This is a genomic window from Halobaculum rubrum, from assembly GCF_019880225.1.
Taxonomy (GTDB): Archaea; Halobacteriota; Halobacteria; order Halobacteriales; family Haloferacaceae; genus Halobaculum; species Halobaculum rubrum.
The window spans coordinates 2438011-2463935 of the sequence record NZ_CP082284.1 but is presented as its reverse complement, the minus strand read 5'-3'; the positions used below and the strand labels follow the sequence as shown (position 1 = coordinate 2463935).

17 protein-coding genes are annotated in these 25925 nt (G+C 69.4%); 6 read left to right on the top strand and 11 right to left on the bottom strand.

Annotated elements, in window-relative coordinates; all coding sequences use genetic code 11:
- Positions 1 to 2 precede the first annotated feature (2 nt).
- Complete coding sequence (locus K6T25_RS12645) at positions 3 to 2963, top strand: NHL repeat-containing protein (RefSeq protein WP_222914625.1); 2961 nt, start codon at positions 3 to 5, stop codon at positions 2961 to 2963.
- 115 nt (positions 2964 to 3078) lie between these two features.
- Here K6T25_RS12645 and K6T25_RS12640 read toward each other — a convergent pair whose 3' ends face one another.
- The 11 genes from K6T25_RS12640 to K6T25_RS12590 form a co-directional block, all read right to left on the bottom strand.
- Positions 3079 to 5817 carry a COG1361 family protein gene (locus K6T25_RS12640; protein WP_222914621.1) on the bottom strand — a complete coding sequence of 913 codons (2739 nt, stop codon included), beginning with the start codon at positions 5815 to 5817 and terminating at the stop codon, positions 3079 to 3081.
- Entirely contained in the window at positions 5814 to 6779 is a 966-nt protein-coding gene (locus K6T25_RS12635) for a hypothetical protein (protein WP_222914618.1), read from the bottom strand. The genes K6T25_RS12640 and K6T25_RS12635 overlap by 4 nt, the downstream gene beginning before the upstream one ends.
- A gap of 47 nt (positions 6780 to 6826) precedes the next feature.
- Positions 6827 to 9703 (bottom strand): carboxypeptidase regulatory-like domain-containing protein, encoded by a 2877-nt coding sequence (locus K6T25_RS12630; protein WP_222914615.1) that lies wholly within the window; start codon positions 9701 to 9703, stop codon positions 6827 to 6829.
- A gap of 5 nt (positions 9704 to 9708) precedes the next feature.
- Positions 9709 to 10908 (bottom strand): FtsZ/tubulin family protein, encoded by a 1200-nt coding sequence (locus K6T25_RS12625; RefSeq protein ID WP_222914613.1) that lies wholly within the window; start codon positions 10906 to 10908, stop codon positions 9709 to 9711.
- Positions 10908 to 12992: a hypothetical protein gene (locus tag K6T25_RS12620; RefSeq protein WP_222914612.1), complete on the bottom strand. Its 2085-nt coding sequence runs from the start codon at positions 12990 to 12992 to the stop codon at positions 10908 to 10910. Before K6T25_RS12620 ends, K6T25_RS12625 begins: the two co-directional genes overlap by 1 nt.
- Entirely contained in the window at positions 12989 to 14032 is a 1044-nt protein-coding gene (locus K6T25_RS12615) for a hypothetical protein (RefSeq protein WP_222914610.1), read from the bottom strand. The genes K6T25_RS12620 and K6T25_RS12615 overlap by 4 nt, the downstream gene beginning before the upstream one ends.
- A gap of 1 nt (position 14033) precedes the next feature.
- On the bottom strand, positions 14034 to 14321 hold the full coding sequence (locus tag K6T25_RS12610; RefSeq protein ID WP_222914608.1) for a hypothetical protein: 288 nt from the start codon (positions 14319 to 14321) through the stop codon (positions 14034 to 14036).
- Positions 14318 to 15481: an FtsZ/tubulin family protein gene (locus K6T25_RS12605; protein WP_222914605.1), complete on the bottom strand. Its 1164-nt coding sequence runs from the start codon at positions 15479 to 15481 to the stop codon at positions 14318 to 14320. Before K6T25_RS12605 ends, K6T25_RS12610 begins: the two co-directional genes overlap by 4 nt.
- A gap of 85 nt (positions 15482 to 15566) precedes the next feature.
- A complete protein-coding gene (locus K6T25_RS12600) occupies positions 15567 to 17060 on the bottom strand; it encodes a hypothetical protein (RefSeq protein ID WP_222914602.1) in 1494 nt (497 codons plus the stop codon).
- Between the two features lie 33 nt (positions 17061 to 17093).
- Positions 17094 to 18725, bottom strand: coding sequence for an FtsZ/tubulin family protein (locus K6T25_RS12595; RefSeq protein WP_222914599.1), 1632 nt, complete (start codon positions 18723 to 18725; stop codon positions 17094 to 17096).
- A gap of 22 nt (positions 18726 to 18747) precedes the next feature.
- Positions 18748 to 20655, bottom strand: a complete 1908-nt coding sequence (locus tag K6T25_RS12590) for a hypothetical protein (protein ID WP_222914596.1) — start codon at positions 20653 to 20655, stop codon at positions 18748 to 18750.
- 285 nt (positions 20656 to 20940) lie between these two features.
- Between K6T25_RS12590 and K6T25_RS12585 the strand changes: the two genes are divergently transcribed.
- From K6T25_RS12585 to K6T25_RS12565, 5 genes are all read left to right on the top strand, one after another.
- Positions 20941 to 21387, top strand: coding sequence for a hypothetical protein (locus K6T25_RS12585; RefSeq protein ID WP_222914593.1), 447 nt, complete (start codon positions 20941 to 20943; stop codon positions 21385 to 21387).
- Between the two features lie 262 nt (positions 21388 to 21649).
- On the top strand, positions 21650 to 22159 hold the full coding sequence (locus tag K6T25_RS12580; protein WP_222914590.1) for a nitrous oxide reductase accessory protein NosL: 510 nt from the start codon (positions 21650 to 21652) through the stop codon (positions 22157 to 22159).
- A 9-nt stretch (positions 22160 to 22168) separates the two neighbouring features.
- Positions 22169 to 24169, top strand: a complete 2001-nt coding sequence (locus K6T25_RS12575) for a NosD domain-containing protein (RefSeq protein ID WP_222914587.1) — start codon at positions 22169 to 22171, stop codon at positions 24167 to 24169.
- Positions 24166 to 24981 (top strand): ABC transporter ATP-binding protein, encoded by an 816-nt coding sequence (locus tag K6T25_RS12570; protein ID WP_222914585.1) that lies wholly within the window; start codon positions 24166 to 24168, stop codon positions 24979 to 24981. The genes K6T25_RS12575 and K6T25_RS12570 overlap by 4 nt, the downstream gene beginning before the upstream one ends.
- Complete coding sequence (locus K6T25_RS12565) at positions 24978 to 25793, top strand: ABC transporter permease subunit (protein ID WP_222914582.1); 816 nt, start codon at positions 24978 to 24980, stop codon at positions 25791 to 25793. Before K6T25_RS12570 ends, K6T25_RS12565 begins: the two co-directional genes overlap by 4 nt.
- The last annotated feature ends 132 nt before the right edge of the window (positions 25794 to 25925 follow it).

Here is a 25925-nt window from a genome sequence, read left to right as displayed (position 1 = left end):
TCGTGGGCGACGCCGGCTCGGACTCCGAGGAGTGGGGCGGTTCCGCCGTCGACCCGGAGTCGGACGGATGGGGCGATAGAGCGGGCGACGAGCCCCGCGATCCCGGAGCGGGGTCGAGCGAGCCCGACGAGACGGAGCAGTCGGCCGCCGATGCGGGAGCCGCAACCGGGGCGTCGGAGACGACCTCCGCGGAGGCAGCGGAGCCGACGGGGGGCGACGACCCGTCGGTTCCCGATCGGTACGTTCAGGTCGACGCCTTCGACATGCCGGCGGTCGCGGCCGCGGACGCCGGAACCGGTGTCATCGCGGTCGCGACCGCGGACGGGCAGGTCGACCTCATCACGTCGGGCGACCGACGCCGCGTTACCCGCCGGGACGGCGTGATAGACATCGCCGTCGCCGACAGGGTGTACGCGCTCACCGACGCGGAACTGGAAGCGTTCTCCCACTCGGGAAGTCGGGTGTGGGGCGTCGACGTGGGCGACGGCCGCTCGGTCGACGCCGACCCGGACGACGACCGGGTGTACGTCCGGACCGGCGACGGCGAGTTCGTCGTCGTCGAGGGGCGCACCGGTATCGAGGCCGGGCGGTTCGACCAGCCGCACGCGGAGGTCGCCGAGTCGCCGGCGGTCGCGGCCGCCGACGGTCGGCTCGCGGTCGCCTCGTGGTCGTTCCTGACGGTGCTCGACTCGTCGGGTGAACTGCTCAACGAACAGACGCTGTCGGGCGCAGTCACCGACGTCGGGCTGCTTCCCGGGCGGGCGGTCGTCTCCCTGAAAGACGGGCAGCTCGTGGGGTACGAGGACGACGAACAGCTGTGGGGTCTCGACGGCGACGTCTCCTGGCTGGCGGACGCCGGCATCGCCGCGCTGGCGGCCAGGATCGCCGGCAGCGATTTCGCGGTGGACGCCGACGGCGACCGTCGCCCGCTCGACGGGGTGAGCGGCACGCCGATCGCGGCGACGCCGTCGCTGGACCTGGTGTGCACGGTCGGCAGCGGCACGGCGACGGTGTACGCGGCGGTCGGACAGGGCGACGAGTCGGTCGGGCTGAGCGTCGAGACGGAGTCAGTGCGTCCCGCCGACCCGACTGTGGTCCTCGCGCTCACGAACGAGGGCGACCGCGCCGTCGAGGTCGAGGCGACCGTCGAGGCGGAGGGTGCCGGCGTCGCCTCCTCGACCGTGTCCGCCACCATCGACGCCGACGCGACCCAGCGACGACGCGTCTCGCTACAGAACCCGTCCGACGACGAGGTGACCGTCAGTGCAGTCGTCGGCGACGAGTCGACCGAGAAAACGCTCGAGGTTCAGGAGGAGACCACCGCGGTGCAGGTCCAAACGACGCTTGACGCCGTCGAGGACGGCGTGTTGTCGGCGACGATCGACGTCGAGAACGAGGGCGAGACGAGCGTAACGGGCGTCACCGTCGGCGAAACGACCGTCGGCACGCTCGACCCGGGCGAGAGCGAACGGGTCCCGTTCGAGCAGGACCTGCCCAGCGGCGCGGTCGAGGTGCGGGCGGACGGCGTCGACCCGCTGGAGGCCGAGACCGCCGTTCCCACGACGCCGACGGCGATCGATCTCGAATCGGAGTCCGACGGCTTCCTGTCGGTGACGCTGCGCAACGACACGCCCGTCGCCGTCGACGACGAGGTCACCGTCGAGGGTGTTCCCGACGACGACGGCTCGTTCTCGATGCCGGTGTCGATCCCGGCGAACGGCGCCTACCGGCTCGCGTTGCCGGTCGCATCGCCCGGCGAGCGCGCCGTCACCGTCGAGACGAGCGGCGGCCGCGTCTCCGAGCGCCTCTCGATGACGCGGAGTTCACTGCTGGAGGACACCTCGACCGGCGGTGTCGCGGCCCGTGCGGACGCCGGCGGTGCCGCCCCCGGATCGACCGGGTCACAGGGTCGGTCGGGAGCCGGCTCAGGGTCCGCCGGCGGCGCCGGCGACCCCCTTCCCGTCTCCATGGACCGGCAGTTCCCGTCGGAACCACCCCGGCGCGGCGTCGTGTTCGAGGAGCGGTTGGTAGTGTCGAACGAGTCGCGCGAGCCGGTCGAGTTCGAACTGCGAACGGACGACGGCGGCTACGCACAGCGACTGAAGGTCCGCGGGAACGGACAGGCGGTCGGGACCCGCTACCACGTGCCGTTGGAGTCGACGCTGTCGCTCCCGAGCGTGCGACTGGAGCAGGAGGGCCGGACGGCGTCGCTGCCGGCGACGGAACTGGCCGTCGACGAGGGCGGACTGGTCGCGATGGTCACCTGGCGGCGGGACGGTGCCGGCGACGGCGGCGAGCTCTCGGTGTCGCTCGAGAGCGACGAGGGAACGTGGGACGTCGAGGAGGCCGTCGTGGGCGGCGAGCGGTCGGCGCCGATCGACGCGCGAGTGTCCCCGGACTCGCCGGCACACGTCACTGTCGCCACGCCGCACACGCTCAGAGACGACGTGGCGAAGGCGTTCGTCCGTGCACGCCGGGTCGACGGGCGTTCGACCGAGGGAGACGTACAGCAGATCAACACCCTTGTGGTCCACGAATCGGTCACGGACGGGGACGACGACCGCGTGGACGATCTGAGCGTCGAGGTCGAGTCCGACTCTCGCGTCGAGCCCGGGTTCGGATCCGTCTTCCTCTCGGTCACGAACGACGGCTCGCGGCCGGTCACCGGCGTCTCGATCGACGCTGACGGGCCCCACGTCGAGTACAGCGGGTACGCGGACGGCGACGGCGGGGAAACGATCGCTCCGGGATCGTCGCTGCGGTACGTCGTCGATCTCGAGGGCGTCGAGCCGGGAGACGAAGTCGTCGTCGACGCCGAGGTCACGGCCGGGGAGGGCGCCACACATGCCACCGTCTCGGCGGTCGCCGACGAGGACGGAGCCGTCGAGTCGGGGGACTGGTCCCTCGACGTCGAGACCGACGAGTCCGATCAGCCGTCTCGGCTCTCGACGCAGTACGAATGACCACACAGTCTCGGCTCAAGTAGTACCGTACCGCTCGCGCCGGGAACGGCGATGGTCAACGGGAGTGTACGAGGGCATGGCCATGGAGGCCGTCGCCCGGCTTCTTCTCGGTCTCTCAGGTGGACGTCCGTGAGAGGAACTCCCCGGTCGTGGCAGCCTCGGCGTCCTGCACGTACGCGTACGTACGGAACGCCACCCGGGCGAGGACGAGCACGACGACGAGCGCGTACGTCCCGATCGCACCGAAGAGGCCGTATCGACTGACCGTCAGTCGCTCGTCGACCGTCGCCGCCCGGTCGGCCGCGGTGTTCGCCTCGTCGGTCGCGCCGGCCCGCCGGAAGCCGTCGACCGAGTCGGCGTAGCGACTGTTGATCCGGCTGATCTGATCGAGCGCCGAGTCGGCACGCGCGGGATTGAGCACGAGCGGGTACCCTGCGAGGACGACCGTGGCGTTCGAGCGATACGCCGTGTACGCGGAGTCCGCCGCGGCGCGATCGGTCGCGGCGTCCTCGACGAGCGCCTGATACCGGTCCGACGCCTCCTCGTAGCTGGACCGGTGTCGCTGTTCCGCCTCCTCGTCGCCCGTGTAGTCGGCGAGTTGCATCAGCGATCGATGTGCCTGCGCGGACTCGATGGCGGACTCGTTCGCCTCCACGGCGTCGCTGTAGTGGTCACGCTGGGCGGCGGCGGTTTCATCGAAGGCCGCGTCGGCCGCCGCGACCCCGCGCTGTGCTGTCGATCGAAGCGCCGACTGTTCGAGCGAGTCGGCGTACTGCCGCATCAGGTCGCGCGCGACGGCCGCCCTGGCCAGCGAGCGCTGTGCCTGCCCGTAGCTCCCGTTCTCCTGTGCCGTCCGGGCGGCGTCGAGCGAGTCGACGAACAGCAGCGTCGCCCGGCCCGCCGCCAGCCCCCGCGAGAGATCGGACCCCGGAACGGTGGCGTCGCCGCGGAGGCGCTCCTCCATCGACAGGAGCATCTCGTTCATCGGCCCCGCGGTGTCGCTTTTCCACTGTTCCTGGGAGTCGTACTCGCCGAGGGGCTCGGTGATGCGGTCGAAGCTGTACGGCTTCGCTCGCGCGGTCACCGTTATCGTCTGCGTCTCGACGCCGTCGCCCGACACGCGGAACCGCCAGCGGTACTGCTGGTACAGCTCCGCCTCCGTGTCGAACTGCAACGCGACGACCATCGGCTGCGTCTCGCCCGCGCCGACGGTGCCGCTGGGCCGGCTGACGACCGTGAGCCAGCGGTCGGGCCCCTCGATCTTCTCGACTTCGACGTTCTCGATCGACTCGTACCCGAGCCGCTCGGCCACGTCGATCGTCTGCGTGCGGTTCTCGGTGATCGTCACGTCGCCGTACTCGACGGACCCGGACACCGACAGCTGCGGCTCCTGCGTGATAGTCACCGTCCGCGTGATGGTCTGCGTGCCCGCGTCCTCCGTCTGGAGGGTGATCTCGACGTCGTACTCTCCCTCCGGCGTGTCGGCGTCGGCGGTGAGCGCCAGCGTGGCCGGCCCGGTCGAGAGCCCGTCCACCGTGTTCGGCACGTCGGCGATGTCGGCGGTGATGTACTGGCTCCCGCTCACCATCGACGCGTCCGCGCTCACGACGTTCATCTCCAGGTCCCCGGAGTTGACGATACCGACCTCAGTGGTCTCCTGGAACGTCGACGTCGAGGACCTGGGCTCGTCGAACGGGATCGTCGAATCGGACGCCTCGACGCGTTCGAGCTTCGCCGGGTAGATCACGCGACCGGTGACCGTGAACGTGTAGCTGGGTGCGCTCTCGGCCTCCGGCGTCACCTTCACGTCCCACTCCAGCTCCTCGTGCTGGTCGGCGGTGTCTCGCGCGCTCATCGTCACCGAGGTCGTGTCCCTGCCGCCCGGGCTCGTGGAGACGGACCTGAGCCCGTCGAACGAGACGCTGCCGTCGGTCTCCGCGCCGATCACCTCGACGTTGAGCCCGTCGATGCCGTCGTTGCCGGCGATCTCCTCGACCGCGAAGTCGACCGTACTGGATGACCCGACCAGCACGTCACCGACGTTGACCTCGTCGCCGGGAACCGAGGCGATCGGCGGCTTCACCACGTCGACGGAGACGGCCACGTCCCGCGTGTTCCCGAGATTGTCCGTCAAGGTCATGGTGAAGCTGTACGACCCCGCCGAGACGTCGTCGGCGGCGGTGACCTGGATCCCCACGTCGCCCTCGCCGTTCGCGTCGATCGTGTCGGGGATCGACTCGGTGTCGACGGAGAAGCCCGAGGGAACGTTCGAGAACGTCGCCTCGGAGATCACCATCGCCCCCTGGCCCGTGTTCGGAACGGTCACGTCGACGGTGGTCGACTGCGACTGGCTGTTGGGGTTGTCGAACACCAGCGTCGGGTTCCCGGCGTCGGGGTAGCCGAACTCGGGGTACAGGAGGTCGACGTACACCTCCAGCTGCTCGGAGGTATAGGTGCTCGACTCGCCGACCACCTCTGCAGTTCCCGAGTACGTGTTCTCCGCGACATCGCCGGTTACGGCCACGTCGTAGGTGACCTCGTACCTGGCGCCGGACACCACGTCCCACGTGTTGGAACTTCCGCCGCCGCCACCGCCGGCGTCGACGCGGTCCCACGAGTCGAACGCGAAGACGACGTTGCCGTTCGCGCGGGTGATCTCGTCGGTCGCCTGGACGGTCTCGTTCGCATCGGCTGTGAACTCGAACGTTACCTGATCGGTCACCGTCTGGTCCGTGAGCGCAGCGTCCTTCTCGACGGTCGTCTGGACGGCGACGGCTGTCGTCGCCGCGCCGAGCGCGACGACGACAGCGAACGCGACCGCGAGCAGCCGCGCGACGGTCGTCGAGCGGCTCATTGTCCCGACACCTCCACGGACTCGCGCGGGACGATCCGTCCCACCTTCGCGCCGTCGACGTCGTCGGCCCACGTCGCGATCCGCCAGCCGAACGCGGCGGCGACGAGGCCGACGAGGAGCGCGTACACGAGCGACAGTACCGTCGCGGCCACCGACAGCGAGAACAGCGCGTCGTTGGTCGCGGTCGCGAGCCTGTTCGCGCGCTCGCTTTCGGTCCCGAGCCCGTGCTTCTCAGCCAGTTGGGCGGCGACGTCCGCGTCGGCGGTCGCCGACCGCGCGTCGGTGTACGCCCCGAACACGCCCGGACCGAGCGTCGTTATCGCCGCGGTCGGCGAGCCGCACGCGTCACCGCAGTCGTCGACGAACGTCCCGGCGGCGCTCAACGCGGCGTCCATCCGCTTTCGGTCGGACTCGTAGATCGCGCGGACGCGGCTCGCCTCCGCGTTCACCGCCGAGTACCGCCCGCTCGCGCCCGCCGCCTCGAACGCAGCCGCGGCGCTCTCAAGATCGTCGAGTTCGGCGGAGGTGTTCGTCGCCTCCCGCGAGCGCTCGTACAGCACCTCCCCGCGCTGGCGGTAGAACCGCTCGAGGCCGAGCCGAGCCAGCGTCGCATAGCTGTCGCCGCCGGCCGCCTCGAGCTGATCGATCGCCTGAGCGGTGGCGTCGGCCCGTTCGAGGCTCTGCTCTGTGCTGTCGTTCTGTGCGGCTCCGTACGCCGCTGTGAACTCCTCGAGGACGGTCACGACCGCGGTCATGCGTTCTCGGTCGGCCTCGGTGAACTCGCCGGTCTGTACGTCCGTGACCGCCTGTCCGCGCATCACCTCGATCTCGGAGTACGTCGACAGCGCCGGCGAGTCCTCGTACTGCCGCAGCTCCGCGAGGAACTCGTCGGCCGTCTCGGCGTCCGTCTGGGCCTGGGCGGCTCCGACGGGCACCGTGCCGGCGACGAGCAGGAGGCACACGGCGATCGTTGCGATCGGTGGGGTGGTAGGTCGATTGGATAGCATCGTCAGTACATCGTCCTGTTGAGTCGGTCGAGCAGCCGCGGGTGTTCGAACAGCTCCGTGACCGACTCGACGAAGCCGGCGACGGCGAAGACGAACGCCGCGTTCCGCACCTCGTCCGACTCTCTGGTTTCGCGTTCGTACGCCTGTAGCTCCTCGAGAACGTCGCCCACGGGCGAGATGACGTTCACCTCGGCCCGGTTTTCCTCGACGGCCGATTCGGCCTCGGAGAGTCGCGATTTCAACTCCGCCCGCTGGCTCACTCGGTCGGCCGCCGCCAGTTCGAAGAGGTCGTCGAGGTCGTAGTCCGCCCGCCACTCCTCAGAGACCTCGCGCATGTCCGCACACGCGCTGAAGAGGTCGACGTTGTGCTTCGTGTTCATCGCGTTGTCGACGCCCTCGACGCAGCCGCGACCCGCCGACAACATCGCGTCGACGACCGGCTCGGGAGCGACGCCCGTCTCGGCGAACCGGATCCCTGACTCGGGAACCCGTTCGACCGTGTCGGCCAACGACCGCGCGACGCTCGCGTAGTAGCTGTGGACGGCCGAGTCGAGCCGACCGCCCGGGAGGAGATCGTCCGCCTCGCTGCGCAACGACTCGAGCGATTCCCGCTGTGTCGCCGACAGCTGGAACTCGAACGGCACGTCAAGCGTCACCGTCGCCGTGTCGTCCTCGGGGACGGTCACACGCGAACGGACGTCCTCGAACGGTGCACCGTCGACCGAGCCGACCAGGGTGTACTCGCCCGCCGGGAGGCCGACCGCGTCGTCCCCCTCGTCGGTCGGGCTCGACTCCTCCAGTCGCTCTCGGAGCCACTCGTCGTCCGTGTCGAGGCTGACCTCCACCGCGTCCGTCGGCTCGCCGCCGATGGCGGTTTCGACCCGAAGCGTCCCGGTCTTGCCGACGACGCGGAGTTCCGACGGGAGGTTGTTCGGATCGGACACCCGGCGGGTGTCGGGCTCGTATCGCTCGTGTTCCGCGGTGACTTCCACGCTGGAAGCGGTCATCGGGACCGTCAGCGACGCCCGCCCGTTCGCGTCGGTTCGCTCGGAGATCCGCTCGTCGTCGAACGTCGCAGTGACGGTCGCGTCCTGCACCGGTTCGCCCGTCTCGTCGATGACGGTGACGCGCTTCGACACCGGCTCGAAGCTGAGCGTCAGCCGATCGTCGAGCAACTCCGCCGTCTCGGTGACGGTCGTTCCGTTGTAGGAGGCGGTGAACTCGTACGGCTCGGCGTTGAGCGTCCACGTGACGACCCCGCCGTCGACGGCCTCCTCGCGGCCGCCGGCGTCGCGGTTGACGCCGCTGGTCGACGCCGACGACTGCCCCGTCGGTCGAGCCGTCAGGTACACCTCGTCGGAGAGCTGCTCGTTCGCGAACCCGTCGGTGATCCGAACGCGGACGTCCCGGGTCTGCTGTGTCGCCCCGGACCCGCCGCCGCTCGATCCGCCGCCCATCGACTGACCGACGGCGTAGCCGAGTCCCAACACGAGAAGCACGACAAGCCCGAGGAGCACCCCGAGCGTGATCTGTCCGCCGGGGACACTTCCGACGATCCCGCCCTGCGACTCGTTCCCGGGTGTCCCGGTCGCCGTGGTGTTCGCTCCGGGCCCTTGCGTCCCGTTGGTCGGTACCACGAGTGGCGAGCTCCCCCCGCCGTCACCGACGCTCACGGTCACCGCGGGCGCGTCAGCGAACGCGACGACCATCCGGTAGGACCCGTTCGGATCGAGCCCTCGTTCGTCGGGGAGTCCCGCCAGCGAGAGCGTCGCGCCGTCGACGGACGCGTTGCTCAGCGTCCGGACCCCGCCATCGGTCGATAGCAGGACGAACGAGACGTCGCTATCGGCGAAGGACGCCTCCCGGAGCGTCACGCTCCGCTGACCGTTGTCGACGGTCGCAGGGAGTGCGCCGCCAGACTTGTAGGTCCTCGACAGTACCGCCGATCCCGCGGTCGTTACGCCGATCGTGACGCTGTCGAAGCCGGCGACGTACTCGTTTTCGACTGTCACCGACGTGACGCCGTCGGTCTCCTGTGCGGTCGTCACCGCGGCGTACTCCCCGTTCGGCCCGGTCGTGTTGAGGTGGACGCCGTACTCGGTCCCGGCGACCAACAGCGGCGACTGGACCGTCACGCGTCCCGGGGACACGAGGACGGTGGCGTCCGGTGCGGCGGCCTCTGGGGACACGTCTGTATCACCTGTAACGGAGGGACCGCCGTCGGCCGCCGCCAGCGTCAGCTCCGCGGGCGGCGCGAGCAGTCTCTTGAACGCGCCGTCGCGGTCGATCGTGACGGTGTCGTTCTCGAGCGTCGCCGAGAGCGTCGCGGACCGCCCCTCGTTCGCGGACGCGTTCAGTTCGAACGACTCGCCGTCGAGTCCCGCGGTCTCGTCGGTCGCATTCAGGGTGAGCCGTCCGTTGTCGTCGAAGGAGCCCTCCGCGTCGGCGAGGTCGAGGTGTCGAAGGTCGACCCCCGTCTTGTTGAGGAGAACGGTGCCATTGTCGACTGTCGAGACCGTGATCCTTGTGTTCGCGAGCGAGAAGTCGGGGAGGTCGCCCGAAGCGACTCGGTAGCGGTACACGTCGTTCGAGTTCGGATTCTCGGCCGCCGTGGTGACGTTGTCACTGTCGCCGCCCGACTCGAATCGAACCCGTACCTCCGAGTTGTTGCCGACGTTGCCGACGGCCAGTTCGAACCGGAGCGTCCCCGAATCAGTCTGGTTCAGATCGCCGGCCGCCATCACCGACCCCGACGGCGTCAGCGCCCCGGCCGTCGGGGAGCCGGAGGCGCCGCCCGTCGCGGTCGCCGTCGCCGGACCGACGACGAGCGCCAGCACGAGGAACGTGACGAGCAGCCGTCGGTGTGTGCAGGTCCCCATCTGTCTCACCTCGCGTTGATCGAGACGTACCGTTCGAGGTTCTCCGAGAGGTCGGCCACGTGCGCCTCGGAGATGGAGTCGTCGGGCGCGTTGCCGAGCTGTCGGGCGGCCTCGACGTTCTGTTTGTGGGTTTCGAAGGCGTCCCGCGAGTGATCGAGCAACGGGTTCAGGTCGAAGCCGCCGAGCAACACCAGTACGTCGACGTCGTTGCCGCGGGTCTGCTTGGGCGTGAGCGTCGTCATCCCGACGGCGCCGCCGATGTCGTTGTCCCGCTTCCACTCGCCGAAGGCCGACTGGACGCCGGTCTCGGTGATGTCGCCCGACTCGATGAGCTGCTCGGGGGCCCGGACGACCGCGTACGCCGCCCGCGAGGTCGTCACGTCCATCGGAACGAACGTCTGCTCGGCCGCCCGGTCGAACATCAACTCGTACTCGAGCATCCGCCCGTTGAGCCCGGTCGCGACCGCGGGCGTGAAGTGATACGCCCCGATGTTCGACGGCTGGGCGACGTAGTCTTCCACGTCGATGACGCCGCGGGCCTCCCGGCCGGCGCTGATGAACAGGTCGATCGCGGCGACGATGCGGTCGTTCACCGCGTCGTAGCTGCCCTGCGTCCCGTCGTCGTTGAGATGTGAGTTGCTCGCCAGTAGCACCATGTCGGCGTTCTGTTCGCCGTTGCGCTTCATCAGGAGTCGCGACAGCCCCATCACGGCGTTGAACTGGCGCTGAGCGGGCTCGTCGTAGTAGGGCCACGCCGCCAGCGCGACGTGGACGACGCTGTCCATCCACGGACGGAGGTTCGACGCGTCCGCACCCCCGGACAGCTGCTCGATCAGGTACGGGATCGACCCGTTGCCCGTCCCGCCGCCGAGCGTCGTCATGTGCATGAACGCGTCGGCGCCGGTCATCCGTTCTTGGATGTCGCCGACGATGAGGTCGATGTCTTCGCGTGCGCACTGCTCGCCCGCGATGAAGTTGTTCCCGACGCCGCGTTTGGAGCCGAACACCGTCGTGTACTCCGAGGTGTCCTCGAGCGACGCCCGCTCGATGGTGTTCAGGATGTCCGCGCGGTTCGTGTTCAACAGCGCGATCCGGTCGTCGATCCCGGGGTTGTCCTCGCGAGCGAGCAGCTCGGCGGCGATCCGGCCGCCACCCTCGCCCGAGGAGATGACGCCCCACCTGGTGAACGTGTCCGCCCGGGACATCAGGCGCTCACCCCCGTCTCGTCGATATCGACGCCGGCGTCAAGCTCGCGCAGCGTCGTGCGAATGAGGTCGTCGGATGCCGGTACGGAGAGGAACTTTCGCCGCATCTGGTCGTATGTCATCGTATCGCCGTCGGTCAGGTTGTGGGTCGTGATCGTGTCGAGCCGCGAACGGAACTGGTCGTGGTCGTACACGAGGACGCGCCCGTCGTCGAGCGTCGCCTCGTGACCCGCCTCCTCCGCCCACAGAACGAGAAGACAGGGGACGTACTCCGCCGCGACCGGGATGTCGGAGTCGGGCGTGAGGTACTCGTCGCCCGCGAACTCCTCTTCCAGCTTGGGGGCGACTGTCGGGAGCTGACTCCTGACGTCGTCGATGTCGCCGCCGCAGACGCGCTCGCGAAGCCCGACCTCGTCGAGGGCGAGCTCGACGGACCTGTCGTCGTCGACCTGGATCGTCGTCTCCTGGTCCGCGAACTCCTCCGCCGGCGTGCTCGCCGACACCGTGTACTCGCCGTACGGGATCTCCTCGAAGGTCGCCTCCGTGGCAACGTACGTACTCGCCGTCTCGCGTTCGTCGACCCCGTCGCCGGAGAGTGCGATCGTCAGGTCGTGTTCAGTCCCGGTCGAGGTCGCCAGCTGCGCCGTGGCGGTCACCGTGTACGACTCGCCGCCGCCCTCGGCGACGACGGCCGGAACGGACGGGTCGAACTCGACGGCGTCGTTTCCGTCGGCGTACAGCTCGAGGAACGGCTCCGCGTCGCGGACCGGCAGGTCGTCGGCGGTCACGCGGCCGTCCGTTCGGACCCCGTCGGCGATCCGTTCTCTGACCATCCCGTAGGAGTCGGCCACCGACGCCTTCGTCTCGGCCGCGTCGACGGCCTCGGTCAGTTCGCCCGCCGCGGCGAGCCACTCGTCGCGGAACTCGTCGAGGTCCGCCGCCTCCCGCAGTCGCGCCTCGAAGTCGGTGGCGACCGCCGGCGGCGCCGTGTAGAATCCGACCGGCACGTCCGCGTCGCGGATCACCTCGACGTTGGTTTCCAGCTCCGTCTCCAGCGTCGCGACGACGCTCGTGGCGGCCCGTCGGACGTCCTCGCCGACCGAATCCAGCTCGTCGCTCGCGAGCGCCGAGTCGATGCCGGCGAGCCGCTCGCGCGCCTCCTCGAACGTCCGGAGGTCGGCGTCCTCGGCGTACCGGTCGACGCCGACCGAGTCGACCGTCGAGAGGAGCTTGTCGATGCTGTCGCGGTCGGCGCTGAACGCCGCGCTCACCTCCGACTCGGCGTCGCCATGCGCGTCGTCGATCGCCGCGCTGGCGCCGTCCCAGTCGGCGTCGGCGATGGACTCGCGCGCGGTGTCGAGATGTGCCTCGATCCGCGCGGCGTCGCCGTCGTACTCGGCGACCGTGGACTCGATGCGGTCGACGGCGTCCTCGTAGACCGCGGCAGCCTCCTCGCGCGCCGTCGAGAGGACGCGCTCCGTCTCCCCGGGAGCGGCGCCGTCGGGCACGTCGTCGGGCGTCACCGAGAGAGGGGCGCCGCTCCCGTCGAGCACCGACTCGTTCACCGAGCGTGCGCCCTGGCGGGCCTGCTCGATCTGCGTCCGTCCGAACTCGCCGAACGACCGGTCGCGATCGTTCGCGAACGCGCGGACGTCGTCCTGCAGTTTGTCGAACTCCTGCACGCGCCCCGGCGAGTCGACCGAGATCGTCGCCGCGGCGACGTCGACCGCGACGCCGGCGTCCCCGAAGTCGTCCGCGATCTGCCGTGCCCTGGTGTCGAGTTCGCCCGGGTCCCATCGCTCGTGTTCCCCCGTGAGTCGGTTGTACGTCGTCAACTCGTCGCGAAACGACTCCGCCGCCGCGCGGGCCGCCTCCTGCACGAAGTCTCCCTGACTGGTGTTGTCCCGGGTGAGCACACCCCGAACGTACAGTCCGATAGCGATCACGACGGCGAGGGGCGCGCCCACGCCGATGACGTACACGCCGATCTGCGAGCCGAAGTAGAGGAACGAGAGCAGGCCCGCAAGCGCGGTCGCGAGAACGATACCACCGATGCCGAGTGCTGCCTTGTACTGTCGCTTCATAGAATCACCGCCAGAAGGTCGCCGCCGCCGAGGACCGCGCCGACCGCCGCGACGACGAGCGCGAGCGCGCCGATCGCCAGCGGCACCGCGATCTGTTTCAGGCTGTACTGTGTCGCCGTCGAGACGCCACGGTCGATCTCGACTTTCGAGAGCGTCCGCCGCGCGAGCAGGTATCCGACCCCCCCGCCGACGACGAGCCCGCCGAGCAGCGTGCCGCCGAGCACGATCAGGACGGTCATCGCTGCGCTGTCCTCGCGATCGTTGAGCACTTCGAGATACTGTTTCAGGTCCGATTTCGCCGTATCCCTGCTGGCCGAACGCTCGTTCTCGACGCCCTCGATCACCGTCCGTGCGTCGTCGGCATCGCCCGCCACGGCCGCGGCGAACGTCGCCCGTTCGAGTTGCTGTCCGGCGGTCGTCAGGTTGGCCTCTCGGATGGTCGCCAGCTGGTCCGCCGGGTCGGTCCCGAGGGCGTTCCCGTCCTCGGCCGCGGCGGCGAGCGTCCCGGAGGCGTTCAGCATGTTCGAGCGCCGGGTCTCGAACGTCGCGTTCGCGTCCCGGTAGGCGTCGAGGTCCGACTGGGTCCCGAACTGGAGCCTCACCGACTCGCCGTCGACGGTCGCCGTGGTCGAGTACCCCCGTTGGATCCCGATCTCCGGCCCCGCGAGGTTCTCCTTCAGCTCGACCGCCGTCGCGGGCGAGATCGAGTCGGCGGCGGCGGTGACGCTGACGACGACGCTCGACTCGCGTGTCGTCACCAGCTCGATACCCGCCACGTCGGCCGCATCGAATCTCCACGCAGTGTCGTACTCCTCCGGGTCGTCGCTGGAGCAGACGTACAGCGTCAGCGTCGTTCCCGGGTAGACGGTCGCGTCGCCGACGCGTTCGTCGGTGTCGTCGTACGCGACGAGTCGGCTGTCGCCGACGCCGCTACACGGGGCGTCGGGGGCCGCCGCGCCGGCGGCGACCCCGGGGCCGACGGCGAGCGCGCTCGCGACGATCGCCACAGCGAGCGCGACGGTGGTGTACGTCCTCGCCATCTCAGCGCATCCCCCGGTTCTGATAGGCGAACACCGCACCCCCGATGGCGCCGAGACCGACGCCGAGTCCGCCGCCCAAGAGCGCGGGCGGGACGGGCTCGGACGCCATGTCGGCCGCGGCCTTCGTCTCGTCGTACTGTGACTCGATGGCGGTCGCGAGCTCGCCGACCGACCGGTCGTCTCCGCCCGCGTCCTGCGCGAGCACCGTCGTCGCGAGCACACCGCAGAGCAAAACGAGTCCGACGGCGAGCAGCAGTGCCGCGCCGCGGGTGCGATCGCCGCCGTTCACACCGTCACCCCCGCGGCGTGCTCGGCTGCGAGGTCCTCGATCTCGGCGATCCGGGAGATGTCCTCGCGCGCGAACGTCAACAGCGTCGTGAACGACGCGAGGTTCCGTTTCGTCAGCGTCATCCCGATGTTGACCTCCGGACAGTAGGAGTCGAGCAGCCCACGGATCACCGACACCTGGATCCGGTAGTCGTCGTCGACGAGGTACGGCGCCGGCGCGCGAACCTGTCCGATGGCCTTCGCCGCGTCCGCGGGGTTGACGTCCTCGACGCTGCGCTTCGAGACGGCCAGCCGCGAGAGCGTCGCCCCGTCCACGGACTTACGTCCGACGAACGGAAGGATGTAGCCGGGGAGCGACCGGGTCATCGTGACCGACCGTCCCAACGTCGCGTAGCCGACCCCTCCGTCGTCGAGCGTGAGCGAGGTGACCACGTCCTGCAGGTCGATGACGGGCGCGTCGAGGTCGTCGTACTCGCCGGGGTTGATCCGTTCGAGGATGGGGCCGGAGATGAGGTCGACGATCGCCGACGCGGCGTAGTCGTTGTACTCGTTGAACCGCCCCTCTGCGGCGTCCTCGTAGGCGAGCCGCTGGTTGTCGATGAGGATGACGCCGTCGACGTGCTCCTCCAGCCTGTCGAGGCCGTACATCGCGTTCGTCGCCTGTCGGGTGGCGCTCGGCCCGTCGTCCCCGGTCACCTGTCCCGCGGTGTTCGGGAGGACCGCGACCGCGATGATGTCCGTCGACGGGCCGCCGTACTCGGCGATCGCCTCCGCGAGATGCGGGGCGATCCCGCAGCCGGTTCCGCCCCCTAATCCGAGAAACAGGAACGCGAACGGCGGCGTTCCCTCGCCGAACCGCTCCTGGTAGGCGTCGATTAACTGCGGCTGCTGCCCGGAGAGCGCGGCGTCGGCTTTCTCGGGGTCGCGGCCGAAACCCCCGGTCACTTCCTCCTCGAACCCCGCTGTCGTACCGGGGACGAGTCCGCTCTCCTCCGAGACGCCGTACCACGCCTCCCGTTCGATGTTCGAGAGGTTCTGGAGGTCCCGTATCGTCGAGTTGAACGCGACTGGCGTGGCCAGTTGGGCGACTCGTTGATGACTGAACACGGAGTCCACCAACGAGCACCCGGCCTGTCCAGCGCCGACAAAGAGATATGGCATGGTCTACCTGTCTCGCATTTTTGGTAAGGGAGATATAACTCTACCGTCACATGTACGGATCGCAATAATTGGCGACGCGGATCGACTACCCGCGAAGTCGCCTGAGCATCACGCTGTACTCGTTTCGCTCGTACAGCCCCTCGACACGTTCGAGGAGGTCGTCGGCCGCCGAGGCGATCCCTCGGGCGCGCTCGTGGTCGCCCGCGTCGAGCGCCTCGCGCGCTTGTTCCTCCATCGACTCCGACAGCGAGAGGAAGAACATCGGAATACTGTGGTTGTGATCGGTCCGCGAATCGACGTACCGGGAGCGGATATCCGCCCGTCGATCCCCGAGCGCGTCGACCGCGGCTCCCGCGTCCGCGCCGCCGCCGTCACCCGCGCCCCCGCCGGTCCCGGGTTCCGGGATATCTGCGTTGCGCGCCTCCGCGCCGCTACCGCCCGAGACGTTCGATTCCAGCACCGGGAGCAGGTCGCGCTCGTAGAAGTCCACCTCCTCTCGGACCGCGTACGGGACGACGGCGTTGCTCGCGTCGGCGCGGTCGAGCATCGCGCCGAGACGGTCGACGCGGTCGGCGAGCGCGTCCGCGACCGGGCCGTCGACACCGGCTACCGTCTCCTCCAGCGATCGGATCCTGGTCGCCACGTCGTCGGCGTCGACGTCGTCGGTGAGGTTTCGGACCGTCGCTGCCTCGTTGAGCGCGTCCACCGCCGTACGCAGCGCCTCGGTGACGTCGTCCTCGTCGCCGCTGGCGACGCCGTCGAGCAGATCCCGAGCCGGCTCGCACTCCGCGCGGTTGGCGGCGCGAACCCGACGCGCCGCCGCGGTCCCCGGGGCGTCGCCGCCGTCCTCGCCGCCACCGGAGACAGCCTCCGCGAGGAGCTCGACCCGCTCGACGAGCGAGGCGTCGTGATCCGGCGCTCGACACCCGGGCGCCCTCGAGAGCGCGCGATCGACGACGACGCGTGCGTCCTGCAGTTCCGTCCCCGCGGTGTCGTCGGATCGATCCTTGTCACCCGCGATCTCGGCGAGGCGGGCGACGGCTGCGGCGAGGTCGTCGTCGACGCCGGTCAGTCGACCGGCCGTTCGCTCCGGATCGTCCGATTCGATGGCGCGGTCGATGTCGTCGGCCGCTTCGAGCCGATCGACGGCCGCCTCGAGCGTGTCGCGCAGTTCGCCCTCGCCGGTCGACCCGGCGTTCGCGAGCGCATCGAGCAGCGCGGCGGCACGGTGTCCCGCCGGCCGCCTCGATCGTGACACGTCGTCGGCGACGGACGCGACGACGCCGTCCCCGCTCGACCCGTCCGCCGCGGAGCCGGCCGAGCCGCCGCCGGCGGTGCGGTCGATGCTGAGCTGTCCGCGCTCGACCAGCGTCGCGAGCGCTCGCGCCTTCTCGGCGGGCGGCGCGTCGTTCTCGACGCGACCGTCGGGGCCGGCGATGTCGGCCGCCGCCGCCAGCCGGTCCATGGACTCCTCCAGTTCGCCGAGCGTTCGCTTGACGTTCCCCTCGGTCGGACGGGCGCCCAGTTGGTCGGCGATGCCCTCGATGTCCGGCTCGTCCGAGCCGCCGAACAGCCCCATAAACACGGTTGATATCGGTGGTCCCGACATGGATCACAGCATGTTGGACCGGCCGAGGCAGTCGAACAGCGGCTGCACCTCGTTCCACACGTCGCGGATCTGTTCCGCCTGTACGGTTTGCCCCTCGTCCTTGAGGCGTTTGGCGTGCTCGTACATCGACTCCAGCGACGGCATCCGCGGGTTCCACAGCGTTCCCCACATGAACACGTCGTCGAGATACGGGATGACGAGCTGGTTCACCTGGACGTCAACCGTCTCGACGCCCGAGCGCGAGCTGGCGTCCAGGAACTCCTCGCCGTTGAGGATCTCCTGAAGCGTCCCGTCGGTGACGAACTCCGAGACGTCGGTCATCTGCTCTTCCGGTCCGTAGATGATGAAGTTTCCACCCCACGCCGTCGAGGGGTCGAAGTCGGCGAGCCGGTTTTGCAACAGCGTGTTGCGCGCGAGCAGTTCCAGACTCGACTCGGAGATGTCGTCCGAACGGAGTCGCCCCAGCGCCGGCGCGAGCACGACAGCCGGTCGCTCCTCTGGGGCCATGTCGTGCGGGTACTTGTCCTCGACCAGTCGGAAGCTGTCGGCCACGTCGAAGACGCTGCCGCGGATGCTCATCGTCGCGTCGCGGTCGGTGAGCTGCGGCGTCGACGACATCGTGAACGCCTCGAGGAACGCCACCAGCGGCTTGTTGAGCTCCGCGAACTCCGGGGGATTGTAGCGCTCGATCCCCTCGATCCGCGGGTGGATGTCGGTGCTCGCCCGTCGAAGGTGGTCGTTGTTGAACGGGATGATCGCGTCGGCGGACCTGGAGATACGCGACAGGCCGATCACGCCGTTGGCCTTCGCGCGGCCGCCGACGGAAGACTGCTGTCCCCCTTCCGAAGGGATCACGACGGAGCTGAGGATCGCCTGATCGATGACGAGCCCGGACTCCATGACCTCTTCACGGAGCTTCTCCGCGATGACCGGCGTGGCGCCACAGCCGGTTCCCTTCGTGACGCTGTGGACGAACATCACCGCCTGCGCGTCGCGGATGTCCTGACTCGTCATGTCCCAGCGGTCGCGGAACGGGTTGCTCCCGTCGGCGAAGTCTGCCTCCGCCACCTTGGCACCGTTGCTCCAGCGGTACCCCATCCCGCTGTAGCCTTGCTTGCCGAACCCGATGATCGAGTTCGACAGCAGGTCGTTGCGCGAGTACTCCTTGAGCTCCTTCGCGTAGTAGGTCTGTTCTAACTCGGCGATGTTGGTGTTGAGCAGGCCGTACCCCGCGAGGCCGCCCTGCCAGATGCGGGCGCGGTCCTCGTGGTTGCGCGCGAGCGTGTCGCGACGCATCAACACGGCGTCGACGATGTTGTTCCCCGCGCCGCCGACCCCGATGAGAAACCACTTCCGCCCGTACATCTCGCCGTCGTCGTCCATCGAGACGGGGTCGAGGTCGCCGGAGTCTCCGAGGTCGGACCCCCCGTCACCGCCGCCGACGGACGGGCCGTCGCCGGCGGCGTCGTCCGCGGCCGCGTCCGCGCCCTCCTCGAACAGGTGCGTGAACCGATCGCCGTAGATGGCTCGGACCGACGGCTCTGCGTCGCCGTGAGCGTTCAGAACGTGTTCTTCGATGCTATCCGCCTCCCAGGCAGCCGGTTCGGTATAACAGATCTCGCAGGATTCGGTCATTTTGTGTACTCAGTGGGTGCGGTTACGTGTACTTTTCGCGAAAGCGACGGTGCGCCGTCGCCATGGATCGCTCGATCGATGCCCCCTCGGCCGGCGTGAACTCGATGAAGCCGGGCGGCTCCGGGCTCTGCAGGTCGACCGAATCGAACAGATCGGACTGACGCCCCGCGAACCGCTCGACGTTGACGAGCACGTCACGCGTCGCGACGCCCTCGGGAAGGTCCTCGAGGCGGAACTGGACGATCCGGTCGTCACCGTCGGCGACGCGCTCCAACTCGCGGAACGCGTACAACACCCCGTCGACGACCTCCTCGGGCGGTGCGACGCGAACGGACTCCCGGCCCGTCCCGGACTCGACGGCGTCGGAGCGATCCGACGAGTCGACCGCGTCGCCCCCATCGGGATCGCTCACGGTCGTCGTGGCGGTGGACTCGCTCGTCTCGTTTGCGCCGTCCTCGTAACTGAACGAGATCCGGTTGCCGCCGGCGACGACCGTCGCGTCGAGGCCGTCGTATCCGGACCGCATGGCCGGAATGATCGCCTCGAGATACCCGTCGGGGATCTCCGTCGGGATCGAGACCGTCGCGTGGCGGGCGTCGATGCTCGCCTCCAGCGTCGACAGCAGTTCCGCGGCCGTCACGAGCGTCGACGCGTCGTCGGCGGCCGACTCGGCTGTCGTACGGGCATCGTCGAACTGGCACTCGTGCAGCGATTCGCGCGCGCGGTCGAGTTCGGCTCGGACGTCGCGTGCGCCGACCAGGTCCGGATCGCGTCCGGCGATCAACACCTCGTCGATCCGGTCGCCGAACGGGACGTCCATCGCGTCGAGCTGTCCCTCGAGGGTGTCGAGTCTGCCCTCCGCGGTCGAGATCGCCTCGACGACGGGCGCCTCCCGCTCGCGGACGTGCGCGCGGACACGCTGTCGGTGCCCGTCGACCGCCTCGACGGCCGCGGCGACGGCGCCGAACGAGTCGGTCGTCCGCGTCAGCGACTCGAGTTCCTCGTCGACGTGGTCGAGGTGAACGGCGTCCCCACCGCCCGGGATCGACATCTCCCGGTGCTTCGTCGGGAGGTTGACCGTTCGATAGCGCTCGCCGTACTCGGAGCGGACGACGAACTCGCCGTACTCGGTTCGGATCCCGCTGGCCAGCGCCTGCCGGAACCCGTCGGTGAGTTCCTCGATACGCGCGTCCGGGTCGACGCCGTCGAGCTCCGACTCGACGCCGGCGCGGGCCGCCTGTGCGGCTTCACCGTCGGACATCGTCCGGATCTCGGCGATGTCGTCGTCGATCTCGTCAAGCCGGGCACGGAACTCCTCGGCGCCGTCGCGGACGTCGCGGACGCCACCCGGGGCGACGTTCGAGAGCGTCTCGAGCCCCTCGAATCGGGCGTCGAAGGCGGTGTCGAACGCCGATCGTCGGTTCGCGAGATCGGCCTCCAGCCGCCCGAGGTCGCTGCCGGTCTCCTCGAGCACCACCTCGTTCCACGGGTACGTCGCCACCGCGAAGAGCTGTAGGGCGGCCGCACACACCGGAACGGCGTAGAACGCGCCGAGCTGGACGAGAGGGATCTCGGCGGACGCCAGCGGCGCGTACACGCCGAAGAACAGCGCGAAGAACAGCACCGCCGACAGCGTGGCCGCACCGTAGGCGGCTTCCCGATGTTCGATGATCAGCATCGCACCGCCCTGGGCGGCCCAGGCCAGCGCGATAAGCAGGAACAGTCCCATCACGGTCGCCGAGCTGTCCTTGAACACCACCGCCGCCTCGAACAGCACCGGGATCGACAACACCGGATCCGCGATGGGCGTGAGCCCCGCCGAGCTCGACGTGTAGCCGAACAGCGCCAACAACGTCTGCACGAGCGCGACCACGAGGGGAATACCCGCCGCTCCCCACGCGATCGTTTGCCCGTGAGCGGTTCTAGACATGTACTACCAGCCACACACGTGCACACGTATAAAAGAATTGACCGTATTTTTCGGATTTGAGAGCCGAGAGGAAACCGTTTCGGGGCCGAGGTCCCGACGGGATCGGTCCCTATCGCTTCGGGTAGGCGTCGACTACCGGAGGGACATAAACGGTTGCCGCGTGTCACAGGGGGGTCGTGGGTATCGAACGACGATCCGGGGTGAACCTTATGTCATGCCGGACTCTTCACCCGCCGATGTCAGTCAGTCTCACTGTCCGAGCACCGGAGACGGGGGAGGACACCGGTGGGTAGTCCGATCAACCGCGCGATCACCGACGAGTTCGACGTTCACCTCGTCGGCGTCGCCGACGACGTCGAGACGAGCGACGGCGGCCTCTTCGACGACGAGGACCCGAGCACTGCGACGGTCCTGTTCTTCGAGGTGGAGAACGTCGGCGACGAACCGGTCGAATGGTGGTACGACGAACACGACGTGCTCGACGAGGACCGGTACCAGTACGCCACCGACGACTCCATCGGAGGCGGATTCGGGGGGTCACACGCCGTCGACTGGCTGCCGCCACACTGGTACGCGAATATCCGGATCCGACCCGGCGCTCGTGCGCGGTGCGTGACCGCTATCACCGAGTTTCCGTCGGACGCGACGATCGACAGGGTGTACTACGAGTACGACGACGTCGAGTACGAACTCGCCGTCGACCGCGACGAACTCGAGTCGCCGCCGGTCTGAGAGCCGACGGTGGCAACGGCGTCGCTGCCACACCTGTGTTTCGGGCGCGGGGTGCTGCGTCGACCGGCGCTGCATCGAAGTTGTCGCACGACAACCGGCGCCCTTTGACCGAGCGGCGAGTAGTTCGGCGTGAATGATACCCCACACATCGACAGACCCCGGAGCCGTTACCGCCGGGGAACGCTCCTCCGAACAGCGATCCGACGGGACGGTTTCTCGCCGGACCCTCCTCTCGGGCGCGGCTGCGGCCGGAGTCGCGTCGATGGCCGGCTGTGCGGGCCTCGGCGGCGGCGACGAAGACGCGGGTCCGGCCGCGGTGACGGTTCCGGGGGACGCGACCTGCGACGTCTGCGGGATGGTGATCTCGAAGCACCCGGGGCCCAGCAGCGAGGTGTTCTACGAGGGGCAAACGCCCAACGGTCACGCGAACCCCGCGCGGTTCGACAGCACGTGGGAGGCGTTCCAGTTCGACGACGAACACGAGGACTGGACGCGCTCGTCGTTCTACGTGACCGACTACTCGACGGTCGACTACGAGATCCGAACCGACGGCGGCCAGCGGCTCATCTCGCGACACGTCGAGGCGTCGTCGTTCGCCCCCGCGGAGTCGGTCACGTTCGTGGCCGGATCGTCCGTCGTCGGAACGATGGGCGCGGACCTCCTCGCGTTCACCGAGGAGTCGGACGCGGAGTCGTTCCGGTCCGAACACGGCGGCGAACTGGTCACGCTCGATGCGGTGACGCCGACGCTGATCAGCCAGCTCGGCAAGTAGGAGACTCGCATGTACGCGCGAACCGCCGTCGTCGCCGTCGCGTTGTCGGCGCTGGTGCTCGGGAGTTCCTTCGCCGTCCCCATCGGCGCCGGTAATTCGGTCGATCCGGTGCCGTTCGATGACACCGTCTCCCTGGGGATGACGAGCACCACGCTCAGAGCCGCCGACGCGGACGGGGTGACGCTCCCGAAGGTGGAAGCGTTCTACGCGGAGTACGAGTACGTGATCGGCTACTACGGGATCGAGTCGTATCTCGCGGAGCACCGCCGAACCGGCCACGACCGACAGTTCGGACAACCGCTGGCGGTGTTCGTCACCGACTACGCGGGGACGAACGTCTCGCTCACCGACCGCGGCTATCCCGTCGTCGACGCGGACCCGTCGTTCGTCCGCGCCGAGGACACGTACGTCGTTGTCGGGAGCGACGCGCGAACTGCGACAGGATCGCTTGCCATGCCGTTCTCCGATCGCGGGACCGCGAGTTCGTTCGCCGAGCGCTACGGCGGCGAGGTGGTCCCGTGGGAGCGCGTCGACGAGGCGGTTGACGCCTCCAGCCCGATCACTCGCGAGCGGTACGAGGCGACCGTCGACGAGCGCACGCAGTGGGCCGATCGGGCGGTCGATGCGGCGCGGTCGCTCCGTGACCGGCCAGTCTCCGTGACCGTCGGCGAGGAGGAGCCGACGCTCCGGGCGGCGCTGGCGGCCGCGCCGCCGAACACGACGATCCGCCTCCCGCCGGGCGAGTACGCGGTCGACGAGGTCGCCGTGAACACGTCGGTGACGATCAGCGGTGCCGGCGCCGCGACACACATCCGCGGCGACGGCAACGGGTCGGTTCTCCACGTGAACGCGAGCCGTGTGGCCGTAACCGACCTCCGAATCTCCGGCGTCGGCTCGGTCGGCAGTCCCGAGCGGTCCGTGAACGCATCGAGCGACTGGTCGTCGTCCGTCGAACTGGCGTACGGGCGCGGCGACGCCGCGATCCGGCTCGACGGCGCCGACGGCGCGCTCGTCGAGAACGTCGTGATCGACACGCCAGCGAGCGGGGTCATCACCAGAGCCGCCGACGGCGCCGTCGTCCGGAACATCACGCTCCGCGGCGCGGCCACGCCCGACGAGGGGTTCATGGGCGTCGTCGCGATGTACGAGCCGATCGTTGTCGAGAACAGCAGCTTCACCGGCGGTCGCGACGCCGTCTACACGCACCGAGCACACGGGACCGTCGTCCGACACAACGAGCTGGCCGACGGCCGATTCGGCGTCCACCTGATGTACACCTCGCGGACGCTGGTGGCGAACAACGAGATCCGAAACGAGTCCGTCGGCGTGATCATCATGACACGACCGACGGGGAATCTCGTCGTCGGGAACCACGTCTCGGCTACCCGTACCGGGATCAGCACGGTCGGGTCGGACTCCTATTACGCGGAGAACGTCCTGACCGACAACAAGTGGGGAATGACGGTGTCCGGAACCGGATCGCTGTACACACGGAACACGATCGTCGACAACACGTACGGGCTGCGCGGATCGTCACTGTTGCCGACGAACCACGTGACGCACAACGACGTGATCGGGAACGACCATCCGGTCGACTCCGATCTCGGAGCGCTGCGAGTGTGGACCGTCGCCGACGAGGGCAACTACTGGGGAGCCCTCCCCGGTGAGGACCGCGACGGCGACGGCGCTTTAGACCGACCGTACCGCCCGACCGGACCGATCGACGGACGCCTCCACTCGACACCGGGGGCGTGGACGCTCGCCCGGTCGCCGGCGGTCACGCTGACGCGGGGGCTCGGGAGTTCCGTGCCCGGTCTCCGGGCGACGGGGGTCGTGGACACGGCGCCGCTGACAGCGCCGGTGCGACCGGCCGCGATCACGGCGGCACGAACGAACGGGAGCGACGATCGGACCGGGACGAGCGTCGACGATCGGAACGAGCCGACAGTCGATGCTCAGACCGAGCCGAGAGTCGACGCGTCCGGTGCCGCGACGGGGGTGTCGACGTGACCGACCCCGTCGTCTCGCTGTCGGACGTGCACATGGGCTTCGGCGACGTGACCATCGTCGACGACTGCTCGGTGTCGATCGAGCCGGGCGAACTCGTCGCGCTCGTCGGCCCGAACGGCTCCGGCAAGACGACCTTCCTCGAACTGCTCGCGGGCATTCGGCAGCCCAATTCCGGGACCGTCTCTCGACCCGCACCGCCGTCTCGCCGACTGGCTGATGACACCGAGCGCAGCCGCGACGTTGCCTATCTTCCGCAGTCCCCGTCGTTCCGGCCGGGGTTCACTGCGGCGGAGACGCTCCAGTTCTACGCGTCGCTGGCCGGCACGTCGATCGACCCCGAGACCGCGTTAGGGCGGGTCGGCCTCGCGTCGGCGACCGACCGCCGCGTCGGGGCACTCTCCGGCGGGATGACGCGCCTGCTCGGGATCGCCCAGGCGCTCGTCGGGGATCCGCCGCTGGTCGTGTTGGACGAACCCACGAGCGGACTCGACCCCGAGATGGCCGATCACATCTTCGCGACGGCCCGCGACGTCGTCGACGAGGACCGCGCGGTCGTCGTCGCGAGCCACGACCTCGCGGGCGTCGAGCGCGTCGCCGACCGCGTCATCGTGCTCGCCGACGACGCGATCCAGTTGGACGGGTCGCCGGCGGACCTCCGAGCGGAGACGGGGGCGGAGACGCTGCGCGACGTGTTCGCCGCGTTGGCGACGAGTTCCGATCACGATCGCGTCGTTCCGCCGGCGGAAGCACCGCCCAGTGACAGCGCCTCCGCGGCCGAACGGGCGACAGAGACGGAGGTGTCACGGCGATGAGTCGCCGCTCGCGGACGGCGGCGGTGATCGACCGCGAACTCCGAACGCTCGTCCGAACGCGGTCGTTACTCGCGGTCGCAGGCGCGTTCGCGGTGGTGGTGATCGCCGTCGCCGGCGGCGCGGTCGGCGCGCCCGGCGGGTACGTCTCGCTCACGCTGGACCTGCTGACGGTGGTCGAGGTGCTGGTACCGGTGCTGGCGTTCGGTGTCGTCTACCGCTCGATCCGCGGCGACGCCGACCGGTCGGAGCTCGACGTGATCCGGACGTACCCCGTCTCTCGGGCGGAGTACGTCGGCGGCGTCTATCTCGGTCGGACGTTCGGAGTGCTCGCAGTGGTCGCGGCGTCGCTGGGGGTCGCCGGCGTGCTCGCGTCGTTCGCCTCGCCCAGCGCGGCGTCGTTCCTCGCGACCCACTCGGCGGGCGACTCGCCGATCGTGTTCGTTCGCTTCGTCGCCCTCGCGATGGGGTACGCGCTGACCGTCTCCGCGGTGATCATCGCCGCCTCCGCGGCCGCGCGGTCCACCAGGGAGGCGCTCGCGGTCGGCGTCACGCTGGTCGTGGCTGTCGCCGTCGGCATCGACCTCGCGATCGTCGGGCTCCTCTCCGGCGGCGCCGTCGGGGGCAGCCTCGACGTCCTGCTCGGGGTGAGCCCGGCCAGCGCGTTCCGCGGCCTCGTGGTCGAGCTCGCGGTCGCGCCGGCGCTGGCGTCGCCGCCGCCGATCCCGGCCGCCTCGCCGACAGTGAGTCTTCTCGGACTGGCCGGGTGGACGGCGGTCTCGCTCGGTATCGCCGTCCTCGCGGTCTGGCGATAGCGGTCCCTCGACGGTCGGGACGGTTCCCGGCCTCGCGGACGGCGGTGTGCAGCGCGAAACTCACGGGTCCGTCGGACTTATCAGGCGTGGTCTTGTATAGATATTACAATAATGATGAGAGCCGTCACCCCG

What these genes read in the sequence shown, in the direction of transcription:
- K6T25_RS12640 (WP_222914621.1), bottom strand. Translation starts at nt 5,817, where the DNA reads ATGAGCCGCTCGACGACCGTCGCGCGGCTGCTCGCGGTCGCGTTCGCT.
- K6T25_RS12630 (WP_222914615.1), bottom strand. Translation starts at nt 9,703, where the DNA reads ATGGGGACCTGCACACACCGACGGCTGCTCGTCACGTTCCTCGTGCTG.
- K6T25_RS12625 (WP_222914613.1), bottom strand. Translation starts at nt 10,908, where the DNA reads ATGTCCCGGGCGGACACGTTCACCAGGTGGGGCGTCATCTCCTCGGGC.
- K6T25_RS12620 (WP_222914612.1), bottom strand. Translation starts at nt 12,992, where the DNA reads ATGAAGCGACAGTACAAGGCAGCACTCGGCATCGGTGGTATCGTTCTC.
- K6T25_RS12615 (WP_222914610.1), bottom strand. Translation starts at nt 14,032, where the DNA reads ATGGCGAGGACGTACACCACCGTCGCGCTCGCTGTGGCGATCGTCGCG.
- K6T25_RS12605 (WP_222914605.1), bottom strand. Translation starts at nt 15,481, where the DNA reads ATGCCATATCTCTTTGTCGGCGCTGGACAGGCCGGGTGCTCGTTGGTG.
- K6T25_RS12600 (WP_222914602.1), bottom strand. Translation starts at nt 17,060, where the DNA reads ATGGGGCTGTTCGGCGGCTCGGACGAGCCGGACATCGAGGGCATCGCC.
- K6T25_RS12595 (WP_222914599.1), bottom strand. Translation starts at nt 18,725, where the DNA reads ATGACCGAATCCTGCGAGATCTGTTATACCGAACCGGCTGCCTGGGAG.
- K6T25_RS12590 (WP_222914596.1), bottom strand. Translation starts at nt 20,655, where the DNA reads ATGTCTAGAACCGCTCACGGGCAAACGATCGCGTGGGGAGCGGCGGGT.
- K6T25_RS12580 (WP_222914590.1), top strand. Translation starts at nt 21,650, where the DNA reads ATGGCCGGCTGTGCGGGCCTCGGCGGCGGCGACGAAGACGCGGGTCCG.
- K6T25_RS12575 (WP_222914587.1), top strand. Translation starts at nt 22,169, where the DNA reads ATGTACGCGCGAACCGCCGTCGTCGCCGTCGCGTTGTCGGCGCTGGTG.
- K6T25_RS12565 (WP_222914582.1), top strand. Translation starts at nt 24,978, where the DNA reads ATGAGTCGCCGCTCGCGGACGGCGGCGGTGATCGACCGCGAACTCCGA.